The organism is Gemmatimonadota bacterium (assembly GCA_026705765.1).
Taxonomy (GTDB): domain Bacteria; phylum Latescibacterota; class UBA2968; order UBA2968; family UBA2968; genus VXRD01.
This window is the reverse complement of record JAPPAB010000008.1, coordinates 17,275-36,549: the sequence shown is the minus strand read 5'-3', so window position 1 is coordinate 36,549 and position 19,275 is coordinate 17,275. Positions and strand designations below refer to the sequence as shown.

The 19,275-nt window shown below is 53.7% G+C and carries 9 protein-coding genes; 1 reads left to right on the top strand and 8 read right to left on the bottom strand.

The features are described 5' to 3' along the window. Positions 1–6 precede the first annotated feature (6 nt). From OXH16_01200 to OXH16_01165, 8 genes are all read right to left on the bottom strand, one after another. The gene (locus OXH16_01200) at positions 7–2,346 is read right to left on the bottom strand and encodes a hypothetical protein (protein ID MCY3679983.1); all 2,340 of its coding nucleotides are present in this window, start codon (positions 2,344–2,346) and stop codon (positions 7–9) included. Between the two features lie 21 nt (positions 2,347–2,367). Then, positions 2,368–5,430: a TonB-dependent receptor gene (locus OXH16_01195; GenBank protein MCY3679982.1), complete on the bottom strand. Its 3,063-nt coding sequence runs from the start codon at positions 5,428–5,430 to the stop codon at positions 2,368–2,370. Positions 5,431–5,445: 15 nt separating this feature from the next. Then, positions 5,446–6,144 (bottom strand): outer membrane beta-barrel protein, encoded by a 699-nt coding sequence (locus OXH16_01190; protein MCY3679981.1) that lies wholly within the window; start codon positions 6,142–6,144, stop codon positions 5,446–5,448. 392 nt (positions 6,145–6,536) lie between these two features. Then, positions 6,537–9,002 (bottom strand): DUF1592 domain-containing protein, encoded by a 2,466-nt coding sequence (locus tag OXH16_01185; GenBank protein ID MCY3679980.1) that lies wholly within the window; start codon positions 9,000–9,002, stop codon positions 6,537–6,539. A 2-nt stretch (positions 9,003–9,004) separates the two neighbouring features. After that, positions 9,005–10,276: a DUF1552 domain-containing protein gene (locus tag OXH16_01180; GenBank protein MCY3679979.1), complete on the bottom strand. Its 1,272-nt coding sequence runs from the start codon at positions 10,274–10,276 to the stop codon at positions 9,005–9,007. 202 nt (positions 10,277–10,478) lie between these two features. Continuing rightward, the gene (locus OXH16_01175; protein MCY3679978.1) at positions 10,479–11,459 is read right to left on the bottom strand and encodes a hypothetical protein; all 981 of its coding nucleotides are present in this window, start codon (positions 11,457–11,459) and stop codon (positions 10,479–10,481) included. 21 nt (positions 11,460–11,480) lie between these two features. Beyond that, positions 11,481–12,737, bottom strand: coding sequence for an ankyrin repeat domain-containing protein (locus OXH16_01170; GenBank protein MCY3679977.1), 1,257 nt, complete (start codon positions 12,735–12,737; stop codon positions 11,481–11,483). 39 nt (positions 12,738–12,776) lie between these two features. After that, positions 12,777–15,614 carry a spermidine synthase gene (locus tag OXH16_01165; protein MCY3679976.1) on the bottom strand — a complete coding sequence of 946 codons (2,838 nt, stop codon included), beginning with the start codon at positions 15,612–15,614 and terminating at the stop codon, positions 12,777–12,779. Positions 15,615–15,762: 148 nt separating this feature from the next. Here OXH16_01165 and OXH16_01160 point away from each other — a divergent pair, with 148 nt between their 5' ends. Further along, complete coding sequence (locus OXH16_01160) at positions 15,763–19,233, top strand: GWxTD domain-containing protein (GenBank protein ID MCY3679975.1); 3,471 nt, start codon at positions 15,763–15,765, stop codon at positions 19,231–19,233. Positions 19,234–19,275: the final 42 nt, after the last annotated feature.

Here is a 19,275-nt window from a genome sequence, read left to right as displayed (position 1 = left end):
TGTGTTTTAACGGTTGATTATGAACGCGCCCTTGGTCTTGCGACCGCGACTGGCAGGCACGAGCGACTCCACCACGAAGAAGTACGCAGACGAGGTGGCTTCACCGGTGAGGAAGCGATCTTTTAAGAGCCACTGCGCTTCCCCGGCCGTTGGATCGTTGTGGTTGATTTCGGCAACGAGATCTCCCGAGACTGTAAAAATGGAGATTTTTGCCTGGTGCGGCACCCCGACAAAGCGCAGTTTGAGCGTGCCCTGGTAATTGGATTGGGCTTGCGCCAGACTAAATGGATTGGGCACCACGACTACCGGCCTCTCCATATTGTCGGCGGCGTCATTGGCGGCCAAAATTGGGCTGCCCGGAACGATCATGCGTTGTTCTGCTGCCGACCATCCGCTCTCCAATCCGTTTTCCGTGAGGTGCTTGCGCACGGTCTCGGGTAGGTCGGCAAGGGTTTTGGAGCCTTCGGACCACGACGATTTGGGGCTGGCAACAGAGCGCACATTGTAGGCAAATTGGAATCCGGCCAGCGAATTTTCATCCACCCAGGTGTACGTGCCGCCCTGGCTACTACCGGCTGGAACCGTGCCCACCAGATCCCACGGTCCGGTCTCCTGCCAGGTCGAGCGATAGACCCGATAGGCGACCACGTCGGTCTGGCCGTATTCGGGGTTGGTGGCTTTTTCGGCAGCATCTGACCACGTCAGCGTAATTTTGGCCTGTGCATTGCTCCCCTGGAAGAAATCCACATCCGGGGGTGCGTTGGGGATCTGGTACTCGTTGTCGTAGGCAAATTGTGCGTGTTCCAGATGCCGCAGCATGGCTTCTTCGCCTTTGGCTAAGAGCGATTTGCGGGCGTCTGGACCAATATCGCCCACGTTCCACGACCACTTGGTGATGTCATTGGCATAACCCGTCTCGGCATTGATTTCAAATTCGGCGGACGATCCAAAGCCGTAGGCGAGCACGATTTTGGCTTTTTGTCCGGGTGCCAGGCTGTAGGGACCAAAGATCAGGTCTTCCCACTGCATTTGTTCAGAGGTCGGGTTGTCCATTGTGGGCGAGGTGAAAAAGTCGTACTGGTCGGTCATGCTCAACGCGCCCCGCGTGGGGTCGTCGATGTTGCGGCGGCCAAATACTTCGTACCAGTGCGACAGGGGTTCGCCCTGTGGATCGACAAAGCCTTCTGCTGCGTCTGCTGCGTTGAATGTGTGACTCCCGGCATTGCGAAAGGCGAGGGGAGCCATAAACTGATAGGCCGGCGCAATGGGCATGCCTTCGGGTCTGTTCCTGCTGCCGGGGAAGCCCCGCGCCTCCAGGTCCGAGAAGTAGGGGTCGCCCGTGTCTTCTTCGAAGCTGGACGGGGAATTGCCATCCCACTGATACATGATGTATTTGCCCTGGAAATCCGCAGGCGACAACCCGCTTAAGGAATTGTTTTCGAAGTTGGGAGCCTCGCTGTAGCGATAGTGGTCGTCCAGTGCCTGACTGCGGCGATAGGTGACCAGGCCGCCTTCATGACCCCAGCGGAAAGATGTGCCAGCACTATTGACATACATGGAGTTCATGACGCCAAGGTAGGTGTTGTCGAGTTGTTGTCCGCCCCGATTTTCAAACTCGAGTTCCAGGATGAAAAAGTCGTCGAAATCCTGGTGACTCCACGCATGGGCTTTGCGCGTGACGACGATGTTGTGCTTTGTCTGCCACTGCGTGATATGGATTTCTTCGCCTGCATTTTGCACGGGCGGATAAATGCCGTAATCGAAGTTGTGAATTTCGTAGGGCCGCAAATTGGCCGGGTCAGCGGATTGGGGCGATGCACCTTGCCACCAGTTGGATTTTACCGTGCCTGGACCCACACCGCGATTGGGCACAATGGACTGAATGCCCCACGAGGCTTCTTTTGAGTTGGCGATGTCGTAATTCATCGGTATCACGTCTTCGGTGGGTGTGCGCGGTCCTGTGACCGAGACGTATTTTTCACCGTCCACATTGGTCAATACCAGCACGCCTTCGCCAGCCGAGTGCATGTTTGTAAAGCCCTTTTGTGCAGACGACCCCCATGCTTTGTCGCCCCAGTATTCCACAAATTCTTCGGTGCCCAACAGGGCGTATAGGGAATACAATTCGCCCGGGTAGGACATTCGCATCATCACCCGAGATGGGGTCACCTGATAGTGCATGCTCGACGTACCGGAGTTGGTAAACGAGAGCCACACCAGTGACCGGGTCATGTGCCGCGACGCGCTATAGACCACCTGCGCCTGCGAATCTATTGTGCCGATTGACATGAGGCACAATACCATCAGACCCGAGAGCCATTGTTTTTTCAAGTTTTTCAGAGACATGGATATGCTCCTCCTGTCAGATTAGAACTTAAACCGCGCCCCGGCCACGATGGTTCGGGGTCTGCCCAGCCCGCCGTTGTAGCGGGTCAGTTCGGAAATATCGCCGAAAGTATCGAATTTGCTGTCTCCGGGCGGCGGTTTCTGGAGGCCGTACTGGATCCAGCGGAAACCAGTGCTCGTATCGTCGCGCTGCCCAAAGAGGTTGCGGACTTCCAGGAATGTCGTGGCTGTACCCGTTTGTCCCAGTCCAAAGTCTTTTTCAAAGCTGACGTCTGTGACTGTGGTGGGCGGGCCGTTGCGCCGTTCCCTGGGTCCCGTGGGAGGCGTGTACCAGAATGCGCCGCCGGTCTGCATCTGCCAGACCATGGTCGCGCGGAATCCGGCCAGAGCCACGATGTGGAAATCCGGCGGTGCAGAGAAGAGGAATTGCACGCTGGCAAAGTTGCGCCTGTCCAGGCCGCCATCTAAGGTGGGAATGCTGTAGTTGGCGATGTTGAAGGAGTACAGTCCGTCTTCGACGAGGACTGGCTGTTCCCAGAAGGCATTGCTCTTTGGTTCCATCACATCTGCTTTGGCTTTGTATTTCAGGGCAATTTCATTGGCTTTCTCTGCGAATGCCCTCCGCTCTTCGGCCGTTGGTGCGCGGGGCACTTCCTGTCCGTTGGATTCCACAGTGACGCCGGCAAAGAACTTGTCGCTGTTCACATATTGAGCCGTGGGGGCGATGAACCATTCCCAGGATGATTTGCCGCCGCGGTGCGCTTTGGCCCAGTTGACGTTGTAAGCTACGTACAGGGCGGTCATCTGGCTGAATTTTTTCTGGAAGGACAGCTCAAATCCACGAGACGTGGCAAAGCGGCGATTGAAGAAGGCATGGGTATATGACGAGTTGAAGCCAAATACGGGTTCGTCGATGAAAAAGTCTGACCCACCGCTGGATAGCGTGCCTTCCTGGTCTTTGTAAAAAGCCGTTAACCCCAATACGTAATCGCCGTAGAAGTTGTAGTCGAAGCCGACCTCAAAGTTGGTCGTGCGTTCGGGTTTCATGTGGACATTGCCAAATTCGCCCGCCAGCGGATAGACCAGGGCGTTGAAAATTTCCATCTCGTCGATTTGTCCGTTGCCATTCAGGTCTTTGTCCGGTCCCGTCGCCCGCCAGGTGCGGTTGTAAAGGCTTTGTAAACCGATAAACTGGTGGAAGCGGCCGGTGAAGAATCGAATGGTGGAGCGCTCTGTAATGGGGTGTGAGATGCCCAGGCGCGGGCTGATGGCCGTCTGCGTGGGCGAATCCACGATGGGTACGTTTCGCCAGCGCGTGAGGGAGTTGTAGTGGTTCCAGGTGACGTGGTCCATGGCGCGGCCAAAGGATTCGCCGGGTGCGAGGACTTCGTAGCGCACACCCAGATTGACGATCAGGCCCTCAAATTCCATTTTGTCCTGGATATAAGCCGCGTAAGTCGCGGGATTAAAAGGTTCCATGCCCACGATAGGATCGCCCTTGCCCAGCAAGCGGATGTTGCGTTCGCGGGTTGTGTTGAAAATCACATCTTGCTGTTCGATGCTGTTGCGGATGATTTCAAATCCGGCTTTTACAAAGTGTCCCCGCGTCACCTGGCTGGACAAGTCGCCTTTTAACAGAATGCGCGTGCGCCGCGCCCAGCTAAAGGCGTGGATATCCCGCGTGCCGTAAAATCCGTTTGCACCGCGGACAATATCTGTTGTCTGTGCTGGCACATCGCTGGTATCGAGGGATGTGCTCTGGAAAGATACGCGGACTTCGTAAAATGTTTTGGGCGATATGGTGTGTGTCAAGACGCCGTAAAGTACCTGATCGGTGCGCGGCGACTTGCCCGAGGAGCTATACCCTGCGGGCAGGTAGAGGTTGAGGCCGCTTTCCGAGATGCCTCGCACGCCGCCCGGCGGTACGCCCGTGGTTGCGCCGCCCGGACCGCGTACCACACTGGTCGAGCCATTGTTGAATCCGTCTTTGTACACCCATGTGGTGCCGAGCTTGAATTTGTACTTGTCGCCCGGTCGATAGGTCGCATTGGCCGATGTGTTCAGGTTAAAGGGCGCGTGATTGGAAGGTCCTGGAAAAACGGATGCCTGCCGATCTGTATAGGTACTGAGGAAGAATCCGAGTTGTGGGTTAATTGGACCGGAGACATTGCCTTCCAAAAAATGTCCCAATGCACTGTCGTAATCTGAAGGCGTTGAATCTATATTGGGATTGCCGGTGTCCGGGGTTTTGCCCTCCAGGAGCGGGCTGTTATAGACGTTCGCACCCCAGTGCTTTAGCCCCGGCAGGGTCAGGCGGTATTCGCCCAGGCCACCGTATCGCTCTTTGGCTTCGCGGCTTACCAGGCTGATTACGCCGCCCTGTGCATTGCCGTATTCGGCGTTCATACCGCCGGTTACGACGGCGACTTCTTGCAATGCCCCACGCGCCAGGCTGTTGACCTGTGAAGCTGTGTTGTTTTCGGCTACGCCATCGTCGTTGGACAGGCGAATGCCGTCGATTTCCACAAAGACTTCATTGGTGCCGTTGGTTACCGAGGCGGTGTGGCTTGCTCGGATGCGCATGGCACCGTCCAGGGATACGCCCGGTTGCAATTCGATGACTTCTGCCGCGTTTCGCGCAAGGGGTACCTGTTCGACTTGCTCGACGCCGACAATGTAGCGGCTTACGGTTTTATCGGGTTCCACGGCAGGTCGCTCGGCAATGACGACCAGTTCGCCGAGTTCTACGGCTGCTTCCTGGAGTACGATATTCACTGTGGTGGTCAATTCGACCTGTACCAGCACGTTTTGTATGGTTTCGGTGCGGTAGCCGACCAGGGACGCTTCTACTTCATGTACGCCCGGATCGACAGCTAATATTAAAAAATAGCCGTCTGTATCGGTTACGGCGCCGCGCCGCGTGCCTTTTACTACGACGTTGACGCCGGGTAGTGCCTCACCTTGGGCATCTGTCACGACACCGGTGACTTTTCCTGTTGTAGCTGCCATCCCATCGCCCGGATAGAAGACGCATATTGCGCCGACCAGGAGCAGGAGACAGCTTAAACGAATGCTAAAACGCATGCTGAACCTCCGTTATTATTTGGGGAAATACAACTTGAGCCGAACACCTATGTTGAGTTTGTGAAATGGAAATGCCTCTTGTAAGCCCCAGGCTTCCAGGGGACGCACGTGGCCCCAGATGACGTGGTATTGTGCCCGAAGGTCAAATGCAAAATTCTGAGAGGCGAAGTATTCGACGCCCACACCGGCGTTTACGCCCAGAGCCGTGCGAACATCTGATTCGGGGCGCTGTATCAAATTGGTGTCCAGGGTGCCGCTCTGTCCGGGGTAAATCAGTCCGCTGATTTCGTTGTTGTAGTGGTAGAATCCCGATCCGATGACGAAGTAGGGTGCGCCACCCCCGGTGTTCAGTTTTTCACCTCCGCCGTTGAAGTGGTAAAGATAGTTGGCGGTTACTGTAAACCAGGTCATTTCCGAACTGGCGTTGGGGCTTTCGTATTCCTGCAGGTCAACGGACCAGAGAAATCTGCGGCTTTCCAGTTCTCCCGATCCGTATTTGGCATACCGCGCGTCCAGTTCAAATGTCCAGGTCGGGTTGTTGATGCGTGAGATTGTTCCCCCGATGTCAATACCTCCCGAGGGAAACCACTGGTTCAATTTGAACAGCGGCATGTCGTATTGCCCGGTTACCCCAACAGACCAGGTGCCGTTCACTTCTGCCACTCCCGGTCCTGTAAGGGCCAGACTTAACAAAATTGCTACAATGAATCTCATACAACGACCTCCTTTTTTGAGGTTTGTGACGATTTGCATGCTGCGGGTAAAACACGTCTGTTCGTAAATTATAGGCATAACCTCCTTTCGGATCGCGGATTACGCGGATTTAGTCTGATGAGCGATGGCGACCAGCGGCCAGTAAAGGTCGTCATCGCGGCAGGGCCCCTGCTTAAATCATGCAGGGACATGCTTTAGCCGCGATCCAGTTCGCTTTTTTCTGTTGGTTAAAGATGATTTATGCTATTTACAACGCATGTTAATATTCAAATTGAGGTGGGTCAATCAAAAACGATAACTTTTTTAAATTTATTTTTTATTGTTTGACAAAGAAAAACCCGCTCTGGTGTCATACCAGAGCGGGTTTGTTTGTCCTTATGCGAAGTTGGCGGCTATTTGGTCAAGAACGGTTCGCTCGTCGCGATGAGCATGACCAGGTCTTTCAAGCCATAGCCCTTTGTTTTCAAATCGTTTACGATGCGATCTACTTCGGGGCGGTCAGTGGCTTCCAGCGTGCGTCCGGTCGCGTAGGTGAGCATTTTTTCGGTCAGGCAGCGGGCAAATTGGTCTTTCTTTCCCATGAGGATCTTTTTAAAGCCCACAAGGCCGTCGAATTTGCTGCCGTCAGATAGGACATCTGACGCATCTATTTTTGGTTTCTTGGGACCGTAACCATATCGCCACGCGCCTATGGGATTGAAATTTTCCAGTGCAAAGCCTATGGGATCAATGTGGCGATGACATTCGTTACAGGTGGCGATTTCGCGGTGGTTTGCCAGTTGCTGACGAATGGTCGTCGATCCCCGAATGTCGGGTTCGAGTGGTTCGATATCGGGTAATGGTGGCGGGGGTGGGGTGCCCAGTATGTTTTCCAATACCCATACGCCGCGCACTACGGGCGATGTTTCGATTCCGTTCGATGTTGCCGTCAATACACTGGCGTGTCCCAGCAGGCCACCGCGTTTGGGGTCGTTGAGTTTTACTTTGCGAAATTCCCTGCCCTCTACGCCTTCTATGCGGTATAACAAGCTCAGGTCGCGGTTGATGAAGGTGAAGTCCGAGTCGATGAAATGCGCGATGCTCATGTTTTTGTCCAGGATGTACTGGAAGAAGGCGTGGGTTTCTTTTTTGATCGCGTCTTCGAGATGCGCCTGATAGTACAGTCGAAAATTGCGCGGGTCGGGCGGCATTTCACCGATTTTGTACAGGGCCAACCATCGCTCTGTGAAGTTCTCTACAAATGCCCTGGCTTTTTCGTCTTTTAACATGCGGTCAATTTGCGCGCGCAGAACCTCGGGTTTGTGCAATCGCTTTTTCTTTGCCAGCGCAAACAATTCTTCGTCGGGCATGGATGACCAGAGAAAATACGAGAGTTTGGACGCGAGGGCATAGTCGTCTAATTGGCCTTCGTTTTCGTAGAGATAGAGGAAGTTGGGTGAGCACAAGATGGCTTTTAAGCCCATTTTGATGGCCTGAACGCGCGAGGCACCGGTTTTTTCGTGTTGCTCGACCAGTTGCAGGATGTGCGCGATTTCACTGTGTTTGACCGGGCGGCGATACGCGCGCGTTGCAAAGCGGGTCAGGATATCGCGCGGTTTGACTTTGTCGGGATCGCGCTTGCCAAAGATGCTCGTGTGCGAGGGCGGGGGCCATTGTTCGTAAAGCGGACCTTTGATTTCGACTTTGTATATGCGAATGCTCGGTCCCAGATAGTTCATTACCGCGACTTCTGTTTGCCGGTGTACGAGTTGTTGGTCTTCTTTTTGAGACAGTTTGCGGCGGTCTGTTTTGTCGTAGAGTTGGGGATGATATCGCCTCAGAAGACTTCGCCAATAAAGTGTGACGGGTCCGTTTGGATACGTGACGCGCGGCACGTAGGACTCATCCAACCAGAGTTCGCGTTCGTAATCGCGGGGTTTGCCATCTGCGATCATTTCAAATTCGGCCAGTGTTATATCCGATGTGTTGCTCTGCCGCAGGTCGCCATAACGCCCGGATGCGGCGACAATGCCCATGCGTATGGGTTCATTTTCATCTGTTCGCAGTGCTTTGTCATAGGGGTGTTGCTGGTTGTGTGCAGATGCGCGAACGCGAACGCGGTACATTCCCGAATGCGGTACGCCTTTTCGGAATCTGTCGATGGACATGTATCCCCAGCGGTCGTCGGGTCGGCGGAATAGCTCGTCGTATCCCTGTTTCAAGCGGCGGCTCGCCGGTGCTAAAAATCCACCGGCCCCGCGCATGATGGGAAAGGTGAATTCGTGTGTTTTCTCTTCTGGCGGCGGGCCGGGCAATACGGCGCGTTGCACGATTTGATCGGCGGCGTCGAGATATTTTTCGACCAGGAAATCCGACATGACGAGTGTTTTGCCGATGTTGTCAAATCCGTGTTCTTCATCGTCCTGGGGAAATGCATCTGTGGGGTCGAATATGGTCATGTCCAGATGCAGTAGATCCCGAATTGTGTTGCGGTATTCATTCCGGTTCAAGCGGCGCAAGACCGTTTGTCCGCCCGTGCTTTCTTCGGCTTCGTAATGCGCTTTTAGCGAGGCGGTGATCCAGTCGATTACGGGCATCATTTCCGCCAGTTCGGGCTGCGGCTCTTCATAAGGCGGCATTAAGCCGAGGTTTAACATGTCGGCGATGTTTTGCCAGGTTAGTAAGACATCTTCATTGTGAAAATCCAATGTGAGGGTGTCAAACCGCAGGTCTGCTTTTTGAAGCTCTGCGCCGTGGCAATGTTGACATCGCTGCGCCAAAAAGGGGCGCACAATATTTTTGTATGTCGCATCCCCTTCTGCCCAGGCAGTCGATGACGACAAGATGCCAATCAGGAGGAATAGAACGCTTTTTTTCATTTTTATTCGAATCCTTTTAGCGTGCCGGTGCTCTGGCCAAAGTGATCGATTTCCAGTCCAAAATTTTGCAACATCGATAAGTACAGGTTGCTCAATGGGACGCGCTGGGGCTTTGCTTCTGGAAATACCAGGTGTTGCCCGTGGTTGAATCCACCACCCGCGAGCAAGATGGGCAGGTTTTTGTTGGAGTGCGAACTGCCGTTGCCCATGCCGCTGCCGGATAATACCATGGTGTGGTCAAACAGGGTTCCCCCCGCGGGGTCTTCAATGGCTTTGAGTTTGTCGAAGAACAGGCCCAGGTGTTTCATCTGATATTTTTCGATGATTGTCAGGCCTTCCATGAGTTCGGGCAATTTGCCGTGGTGTGAGTATTTGTGGTAATTCGTGTTCAGGCCCAGGTCCGTGGTTTTGATCCCCATGCCCACTTCCAGGGTTGCTATCCGCGTGGAGTCGGTTTGCAGTGATAGGGCAATGAGATCGTACATCAGGGGCAGGGTTTCGACAAAGGGACCATTTTCCGGCATTTCCATGTTGACCTGGGGTTTGGGTTTGTCCAGCCACGCTTTGGACATGCCCAGTTTTTTCTCGACTGTGCGTACAGAGGTGAGATATTCTTCCAGTTTTTCCCGGTCTCTTTGTCCCAGTTTGCGCTCAAAGGATCGCGCTTCTCCCATTACGGCGTCTAAGATGCTGCCGTGCTGGTCGAGCGCGATTGCACGCCGTTCTTTTTCCTGTGCTGTGGTATCTACAAATAGTGCTTGAAATACTTTTCGAGGATCGTTAATCGGCGGTACCCGCACGCCCGTGCGCGTCCAGCACATTTCGCAGTGGCCATTGATGCTTACATTCAACGAGGGAAACCGCGTGTTGACGCCGACAAATTCCGCGGCTTTTTGGTCGATGCTGATGTTGCCTTCGGGCATTGTTTTAGCGTCTTTGATGCGGATGCCGCTCAAGAATGTATGCGCGGTGCGGTGTCCACCAGTTACACTGTGGTCCAGGTTGGAGAAGATGGTGAAATCTCGCTGATGCGCTGCGAGGGGTTGCAGGAGGGAGGGAAGTGTGTAATTTGCGCCGCTTTCCGTTGGGAAGAATCGCTCGGGGATCATTCCGAAGGGATTGCCAATACACACCAGCCGCTTTGCGGTTTGTTCGCGGGCAAGGGCAAACGCCTGACTCGCAGCCCGCCCCACGGGGATCATGGCGTCTAAAAACGGCAATGCCAGACAAATACCTGCACTCCTGAGAAATGTGCGCCGATTCAGTGATTTCATGGGAGGCTCCTTTTTTTGCGATTGCAGTTACATTTATTCACATTTATTTACAATTATTTACATTTATACTGATTATGAATCAAGGTATATAATAAATAACGAAAATTGTGGCCTGTGACAAGAAAATTATACAGGGTCTTAAGCGTATTACACGCTTATACGGGCACTTTAGATTCATCAATTCAGACGTGGGATAGACCTGCTAAGCTGTCCCTACTTCGCGGGCGACTTTGGGGCGGCGGAGTTTCCAGATCATACCATCCAGAACAAAGTGGGCAAATGAGGTGCCGTAGGCAAAAAAGAGGAAGGCAAAAAGGGACCAGGTGTAAAGACCATAGAGGATGCCGCAGATAGCGGCGGTAAAGAGAAAGGTGTTGCGTACAATATGGCTGGCGGCCTTATTGAGAAGTGGCGCGTCGAGAGCCGAAGTGCGGACCTTATTTTTGATCGTGAGCGCGACCAGAGCGATGTATTCAGAAGCGTGATTGATACTGGTAGCAATGTAGATGGCACCTGCCGATAGGGTGGGGCCAATGCCGTAGAGAAAGACCACAGAGGCAAAAAAGAGCAATTTGGGAACACTGACACTTTGGGCACCGCGAAATTCATAGAAGAGCCAGGCCAGGGTGACCAGAATAGCGAGTGCGTATAAAATATGGGAGATCAGGAGCGGAGGCGTGAAGTCGAGCAGATTGCGAAGATAGTGCATGACCTTGACATCGGCTTCTGAACCAAAAAGATAAAAGAAACCCGCCAGCCCCCAGAGATACATCGTCCACGCATCGAGGCGCTTGTGACCCCATCGCGCTTTGCCGGAGTAGATGCGGAGAATGCCGTATTTCTGGCGAACAAAGTGAAAATAGTTAAAGAGATACCAGAAGGCGAACATCTCGGGTTCGTCAATGCGAAAAAAATAACAGAGTCCGACAAAGATAAAACAAAGGATGGGTATAAGCGTATAAAGAAAGCGAGCGCGGCTAAATTCGGCGCGGTCTAAATAGACGAGGAGAAACGTGAAGTAGCGGTGAGTCGCAAAAAGAAACGTAACAGAGATAATTCGAATGGTATCGAAGTATTTGGGAAACAGGTAGGGAGCAAAAAAGAAAAGCAACCAGCCCAGAGTGATGCAGGAAAGATCGACAACGGGCGTGACAACCCAGAGCGTTTGTTTGTTTTCAGACATAAGATGTAATTCCTGTTGTTCTCACTTCACACTTTTCACTTCATTTACTCGTTCCAATTCATGAACAATAGCCGTATGCCCTTTTGCCCTGGCCCACATTAAGGCTGTAACCCCATCTTTATCCTCAATTGCGACATCGGCACTGCCTCTTAAGAGCGCGCGGACAGCTTCGATGTGTCCTTCAAACGCAGCGGCCATCAACGGCGTGCGGCCTTCTCTGTCGGGCGCATTGACATTCGCGCCCACTTCCAGTAGAAATTCGATCCGTTCGGTTTTACCGTCCCACGCGGCCCCCATCAAAGCCGTATCGCCCATGTTATCCCTGGCGTTGAGGTCTGCTCCTCTTGCTATGAGCACCTGCACGGTTTGGCGGTGATCTTGTAAAACAGCCCGCATCAGAGGGGTTTCGCCAGCACCGCCTCTGATATTGGGAATTCCGCCTTTTTTCAGGAGCGTATCGACAATAGCGGTATGGCCTTTGAATGCAGCCAATAGCAAGGGGGTATCGCCCAGGTTGTCTTTGGCATTGGGATCGGCACCCGCATTCAGAAGGGCATCGACCATATCTGTTTGGCCTTCGACTGACGCCCAGGTGAGCGCAGTCCGGTTGTCCTTATCTCTAATGTTTGGATCCGCATTGTTTTTGAGGAGAACTTTTACAGCATGCGTATGGCCTGCAGCAATCGCGCTCATCAGAGCCGTGCGCTCGTCGTTGTCCTGGGTGTTGACATCCGCGCCCGCGTCTATCAGCGCTTGGAGCGTGGTTGTGTGGCCTTCTACTGCTGCGGGCATCAACGCAGTCGCGCCATGGGCATTTTTTAGATGGAGATTCGCGCCTTTTTTTAAGAGGATATTGACAATGTCTGTATGCCCATCAAAAGCAGCGGACATTAGAGCAGTGGCGCCGTGCTTGTCCTGTATATTGGGGTCGGCTCTGTCCGACAACAGCACCTGTACCGTCTGGGTATGCCCTTGAAAAGCCGCGACGATCAAAGCCGTTTCCCCGCTCATTCCCTGAGCATTGGGATCGGCGCTTTTTTCGAGAAGAGCGTTGACAATATCTGTATGCCCACCTCTGGCTGCAAGCATTAGCACGGTAGTGCCGTATTTGTCCCGGGCATTTGCATTATCGCCAGCACTCAGACGCGCCTGTACATCGGACAGGTTTCCCTGTGCCGCGGCTTCGAGGAGTTGTGTGCCATTGGCTTGTGCCGCTGTGGAAAGGACAAGGATACCTGTAAAGATAATCTTGAACATATAGGAAAAGTAAAAAGTCATTAAAAAAAGTCAAAGAAGATTCGGGTGCCCAATTCATTCTCAGGGAATGGGAATATTGAGTTCAAAGGTCTGGGCGAGCCACTGATAGTAGAAACGCTGTGTGGTATCTCGCAGAATCTGGTCTTTCCATCCAGCGGCGAGACGTTCGACTTCGGCAGTATTGCCCGCCATACACAGCGCATAGAGATACAGGTAGCGCAGAGTCGGATCGGAAGATTGGGCATAATACCGTGTAGCAAGGGTATAGTCGCGCTCAGATAGGGCGCGGGCAGATAGGTAGGGGAGGTAAGACGTCTCCTCATCGCCTGCTTTGAGGCGGGTATCAACCGCATAGAGCAAATCGTCCTGAATCTGCAGATGCCACAGCGGGAGGGTGCGCAGGTCGGTCTGCGTGAGAAGCGTGTGGAGGGTAGCGATGCGCGTGCCCTGATCGCGCGTTTTGTCAGTCGGGGAAATTAGCGAGGTTTCGAGCAGGCGCTGTGCTTCAAAATAATCGCGCGTGCGCATCCGCATACCAGAGGGCCAGGCATTGCGAATAAAGGTGCTCTTTTCAAAGCGCTCGAGGGTGAGCAGAGGATTCATCCAGCGGTCGTAAAATGCGCGATGGGGTTCGCGGTTGAAAAAGCCCACGGAAAGGCGTTTGGGATAATTATCGACCAGCGGCAGGGTGTCGCGCGTGAGTGCGTTGAGGTGGTCGGCATCAGACATAAAGAGCGCACCGAGTTGCTCGGGGCGTTCCAGACCGAGGGCGAGAAGTTCGGAACGCACGACGGGATCGCGCCACTGTCGGCTAAAAGAGTCCTCAGATGGGGAGTAGGAGGCATTTCGAGAGCCGGCGAGCATCCAGTTAAAACCCGCCCCGGCCCAGAGGGAAGCGTCCTCAAAAACATTGCAAAAGGCGCGGATGATGGCTTTTGTATCCTCGGGTTTGAGATGGTGAACCGGGAGCCAGTAGGTGCATAAGCCCCCTTCTGAAAGACGGTTGTAGATGAGCTGGAAATATTCCTGTGAGTAGAGATTGACCACGCCGGCTTGTCTGGGCGGCGGGGGTTCACTGGTGATGAGGTCGTAGCGATTTTGCGTTGTCTGCAAAAAATAACGCCCATCGTCAATATGCACGCGCACCCGGGGATCTTTCAGAGGTTGTACATCCGGATCGGGATAGACGATGCGATTCATCTCGAGCACATCGCGGGAGATATCGACCACGTCAATCTGCTCGAGCGACCGCGTATCTGTAAGTGCTTTGGCTGTAGAACCCACGCCAAAGCTGATCAGCAGTGCTTTTTTGAGATCGGGATGGAGGGCGACGGGCCAGTACACATAGAGCTTCATATAGCGGCGATTGACCAGACTGCTGGACGCCATCGAAAAGCCATCCGTGAGCATCTGGTACGCTACCGGCACGCCAAAATAAGCACCTTCCAAATAGATGATGGTCTCCGTGCGTCCTTCGCGAGTACCGGCGATTTTCCATGTCTCGGGATAGCCAAAGCGCTGCGCGACAAAGGTGAAGTACGCGTTCTCCATTCGGCCAAAGGGGAAAAGGATTAGTATCAAGAGGTACGCGGCAAAAAGGACGTAATACACCCGGTATTTCCGACGCAGACCTGAAACGAGAAAAGCGACAATACCGTAGCAAAGGGCGAGAATAAAGATTGCGACCTCCATGCCCAGAATGGGCAATAGCCCAAAGCCCGCAATGAGCGCACCCAGACCAGCACCGATGGTATTGGCGAGCGTGAGCAGGCCAGCGGCCCGGGTATCGGGCTGGATATGGCGATTGAGCGCGGCACCGGTGAAGGTGAATAGGATGCCCGAAAGAAGAGATACGGGAAACATCAATGCCAGAGATAGTGTCAGGATTTGCGATATGTTGCCAATATATCCCGTCCCCAAAGGCGTCACCACATAGACAAAGGTCAGGTAAGTGACAATCGTGAGTATCCCGGAGCTGAGGGCGATGGTGGGAAGCGTGCGAAATGCCCCGGCATTGCGGCGTAGCCATCGGGCGGACAACTCACCTCCCACGCCAATACCCGTGAGTACCACAGACAGCATCACGGCAAAGGCGAGCGTAGTCGCGGGCACAAAAAGGTGGAGGAAGCGGAACCAGATGACCTCCAGCGCCAGAAGAATAGCTCCCGAGAGAAAGGCAGCACCCAGCAAGCATCCGGTCCGGAAGGTTGGTAGCTTGTTCAATTTCGAAGGACTTACTTCGCGCGCGCCAGAGAAATAGCGTGCGATCCCCAAAGCACCCCCAGCGGCGATAATATCCAGTAGCGCGGCGACCCATGCCGTGCCCAGGACCCCAACCCATTCAATAATAGCAATCTCTCCCGCGACCGCGCCGACCACAGCGCCCAGCGTATTACACGCATAGAGCCGACCAAGCGCGATCCCAAAACCACCTTCATCGTCGGATATAGAAGCGTCGTCTCGCACGCGCAATGCCCGGACGAGGATGGGCAGGGTGGCGCCCATCGCAGTGGTGGGCACGATGAGAATGGCAAAACTCAGCAGCAGGCGCAATGCGTTGAGCAAAAGGGGGGAATCGAGAAAAGATGCGAGAAAAACCGATAGCCCTGCAGTAAACGCGGGCAACATCCAAACGATGGCTACCCCTGACAGGGCAATGGCAATTTCCAACAGCGCATAGATGCGTACGGGGCGTGCGATGCGCCTGCCCAGGCGAGCAGATAAGCCATTGCCCAGTGCCAAACCACCCATAAATGCGGCCAGCACCAGACTGGATGCCGTAATACTATTGCCAAATGTAAGCCCTGCCTGGCGGAACCACAGAGTTTCAAACAAAAGAGCGGCTGCACCCGAAAAAAAGAAGATCGCGTACAGGATAGGGAATAAAATACGTGTCATAAAAATCAAACAACGCCTTTCTAATCAATCTGTCAAGGGCTATCCAATTGAATTTTTTTTTGTTTTTGTATATTATTGTAAGAGGATAGAGGTTAGTAAAACAAGCACACGACGTAGCCTACAACGCTTAGCACTCAAGAGGTATTTTATGCGTATCGCAATTGTATTTTTGACTTTGATAGTCGCTGTTTGTGAAGTACGCGCCAGTGAGGCGGATCTCCCGCCACGCGGAGAAGGGTCCATAGCTTTCGAGATTGATGTGTGCAGTTTTCGATATCGGGGCCGCGAGGGTTTCGAAGAAGTAATATTGCGGTTCCCTGTGGCGCAATTTGCATTTTTGCGGCAAAATTCGGGGATTTATCTCGCGCGGTACAAGCCTTCGCTGCGGGTCTTAAACGAGGACGGAGAGGTTGTGCAACAGGTGGAGGCAGAAAGCAGGCTGACAGCCGAATCGCTGGAAGCCACTGTCGATACAGACCGCATGGTATATGATATGGTCCAGGTGCGTCTGCCCACAGGTCGCTATCGCGGAGAACTGACTTTGAGCGATTTGCAGGCAGACCGGGCGGGATTGGCGGTGTTTTCTCTGGATGTGCCCGCTTACGATCCCGGGAAAATAGGGATGAGCGATCTGTACCTGTCTTCCGGATTTAATCCGCAGGGAGCCGGAGAGAGCCTTGAGATGTTCCGGAAAGACGGGCGATTGATACTGCCCAACCCCGCGCGACAATATCGACGAGGAGCACCGCTCTACTTGTATTTTGAGGTGTATTATCTGGGCTATCAGAGCCACGGGGTTGAGATGCAGATAGAAGACCGGTACGGACATCGCCTCTGGCGCGATGAGCGGTCATTTCCCGGGTATCGGGGCGAAGTCAAATTCGCCGAGGGGATTCCCACTCGTGAACTTTTGCCGGGGACATACACGCTGCGGGTTCAGGTGACAGCCGGGCGGGATACAATCATGGCGGCCCGAAAATTTGAAGTGCTGGGCGATGTGCTTGTTCCGGCTACTGGCTCTGACGATCAGCGTGTGAAGACAGCACAGCATTTATTAAAACGATTTGGTGGATCCGGGGTTGAAGCCATATATACTGGCCTGGGACGCGCGGACCGCGCGGCGTTTCTCTATGGGTTCTGGATGGATCGCAATCCGATTGTGGCGCGGGCGTATTATAACCCGTTGCTCGGTTTTGGGGCACCTCCCGACCTGAATGGGGCGATAATCACAGCTCTGGGCAGGCGCAAAGAAATGGCAAAGCATATCGATCCGCGCTATGCGGCTCGACAGGTGCTTCCGGATACGGCAATGGCGCGAGAGGCTCTGGAGGTGATGGAGGTGCTTCTCAAGGAAGATGGAAACGATTTGATGGGACGATCGGCACAGGGATATGCCTATTTGTTTGCGAGCAATTTACCCTATGCGGAACGGACGTTTAACTCGGCGTTGAACGCGGGTGGGGTTTTGTCCGAAGTGTACAACGGTGTGGGAATATCTCATATGGGACGCAAGCGGTGGGATGAAGCTGTGGTGGCTTATGATCAGGCTCTCGCCCTTCGTCCCGATTGGAAAACCGCGCAGGTCAACCGCGCGTTTGCGCGTTTGCTGGGGGGTAAACAGCGAGCAGAAGATGCCTTGAAAGAGGCGATTGAAGCCTATTCGAATCATCCGGAATTGCTGTATTTGCTCGGGCGGGTGTTTGAACGCGAGGGCAAGATCGAAGCTGCCGAAAAAGCCTATACCCGACAGATTGTGGTGAATCCGATGCACGCGCGTGCGCGATTCGATCTGGGGCGAATATGGTTGAAGCAGGGGCAACGCGCAAGGGCGACGCGCGTATGGCGCGAACTGATGGATACGCGGCCCGAATTGCGCGAGGAATGCCTTCCCCTGCTTCTGGGGGTGTATCAACTGATGGGACAAACAGGAGAAGCGCAGAAGGTGATGGCGGAGTATTTGCGTACGGTAGATGAACACACGCGCGGACTTTTACAAGATATTCGCCTTATTGCGACGCTGAAAGAGGCCGCTGCTTACGAGGCATTGCCGCCCGAGCAACAGCCGGACTTTGTGCGGATGTTCTGGCAGCGCCGCGATCCCACGCCGGCTACGCCGGGCAACGAGCGTTTGGTAGAACACTATCGGCGGGTGCTGTATGCGATGCAGCATTTTTCAACTGGGCGCAAGCCGTGGGACAGGCGCGGAGAGATTTATATTCGCTATGGAGAACCCGCGCATAAAAGCCGTTCGGGCGATGTGCGCTATGAGACAGACCCCGATGCCGTGCGGGTCAAGGAGCGGCTGTGGCTGGGCATTCCAGTAGATGGCCGCAAAGAGATTATCGCGCGGATGGGCAGGTTGCGGACATCTTTGCAAGATGTGGCGATCCAGGATGAATACGGTCTTGAGGTGGCGGTAAACGATTTTGAGGCAATAGATTTTGAATTGAATCCCAATCGCTCCCGTTTTGGTGCCACATCTTATAATCAGGTAAGTACTGACCGCTACCAGCCTACGGTGGAACTCAGCGGCTATGACCGGGGTGCGAGCGATAAGACGGTGCGGGGCTATCCGCTCTATCCCATCGATAGCGGCACGCGCTGGGAATACTGGATTTATCCGGATGTCGCCGGGGGAATTGAGGTGGTATTCACGGCTTTAGATCGGAAGGGGAATTACATCTATCCCGATATCCCACAGGGCCGCAGTGAGTCGCACTTCAACATGGGGCTGTGGACAGATCGGCGTCCAGATCGGCAGGTGGCATCGGCCATTCAAGCACAGGCAGATCTGATGCCGCCCTTTGACGATGTATTGAATTTCCATTTCGATGCGGTCGATTTCCAGGGGAAAGACGAGTACAGCCGTCTGGAAGTGTATTACGGCGTACCTCTGGCCAATTTGCCAGACAGCGTTCAGGCGACAGGTGTTTTGGAACGGGGTATTGCGGTATTTGACAGCACATGGAGACCGGTCTATCGCAAGATGGCTCCCCTGCCTTTTGCGGTAGATGCGACGGATTCGCTGGGTGCAGGCGATCTGGCTGTGGATCAAATCGCGCTCAATCTATCGCCGGGCAATTACCATCTGGGAGTGGAGGTGCGCAGCCCGAAAGGCAATATGCGGAGTGCTTATACCCGGTCGCTGACAGTAGAGCCATATACGGGCCCATCGCTGATGCTTTCCGATATCGAGATGGCCGGTCTGGTGGTGGAAGACGCTTCTTCAAAAGTAAAAGGTGGACACAAAGTCGTGCCCATGCCATCCAAAACCTATTTGCCGGGACAACCCGTGACGATTTATTACGAGGTGTATGGGTTGACATTTGACGAGTTTGGTCAAACGCGCTACCAGATGGATTACAAAATTTCACCCCGCAAAGGCAAACCCCTTGTTGTGACGATTTTGCGTGCGGTTGGAACATTGTTGGGTATTGAGGAGAAGAAAGAGGTAACAATTTCTTACGAGCAAGTGGGTACGCGGAAAACAGAGTACAATTATCTGGAGATTGACGTGAAGGGATCAGAGGCGGGACGCTATGAATTAGAGGTGGCAGTGACGGATTTAAATACGGGAACAAAGGTCACCAAGGATGTGGTATTTTTTATCGCCAGGTAGCATCGTCAGACGAGTTATTTCTATGAATTTCGATAGAGTGAG

Coding starts and splice junctions, on each gene's coding strand:
- OXH16_01200 (MCY3679983.1), bottom strand. CDS start 2,346: ATGTCTCTGAAAAACTTGAAAAAACAATGGCTCTCGGGTCTGATGGTA.
- OXH16_01195 (MCY3679982.1), bottom strand. CDS start 5,430: ATGCGTTTTAGCATTCGTTTAAGCTGTCTCCTGCTCCTGGTCGGCGCA.
- OXH16_01190 (MCY3679981.1), bottom strand. CDS start 6,144: ATGAGATTCATTGTAGCAATTTTGTTAAGTCTGGCCCTTACAGGACCG.
- OXH16_01185 (MCY3679980.1), bottom strand. CDS start 9,002: ATGAAAAAAAGCGTTCTATTCCTCCTGATTGGCATCTTGTCGTCATCG.
- OXH16_01180 (MCY3679979.1), bottom strand. CDS start 10,276: ATGAAATCACTGAATCGGCGCACATTTCTCAGGAGTGCAGGTATTTGT.
- OXH16_01175 (MCY3679978.1), bottom strand. CDS start 11,459: ATGTCTGAAAACAAACAAACGCTCTGGGTTGTCACGCCCGTTGTCGAT.
- OXH16_01170 (MCY3679977.1), bottom strand. CDS start 12,737: ATGACTTTTTACTTTTCCTATATGTTCAAGATTATCTTTACAGGTATC.
- OXH16_01165 (MCY3679976.1), bottom strand. CDS start 15,614: ATGACACGTATTTTATTCCCTATCCTGTACGCGATCTTCTTTTTTTCG.
- OXH16_01160 (MCY3679975.1), top strand. CDS start 15,763: ATGCGTATCGCAATTGTATTTTTGACTTTGATAGTCGCTGTTTGTGAA.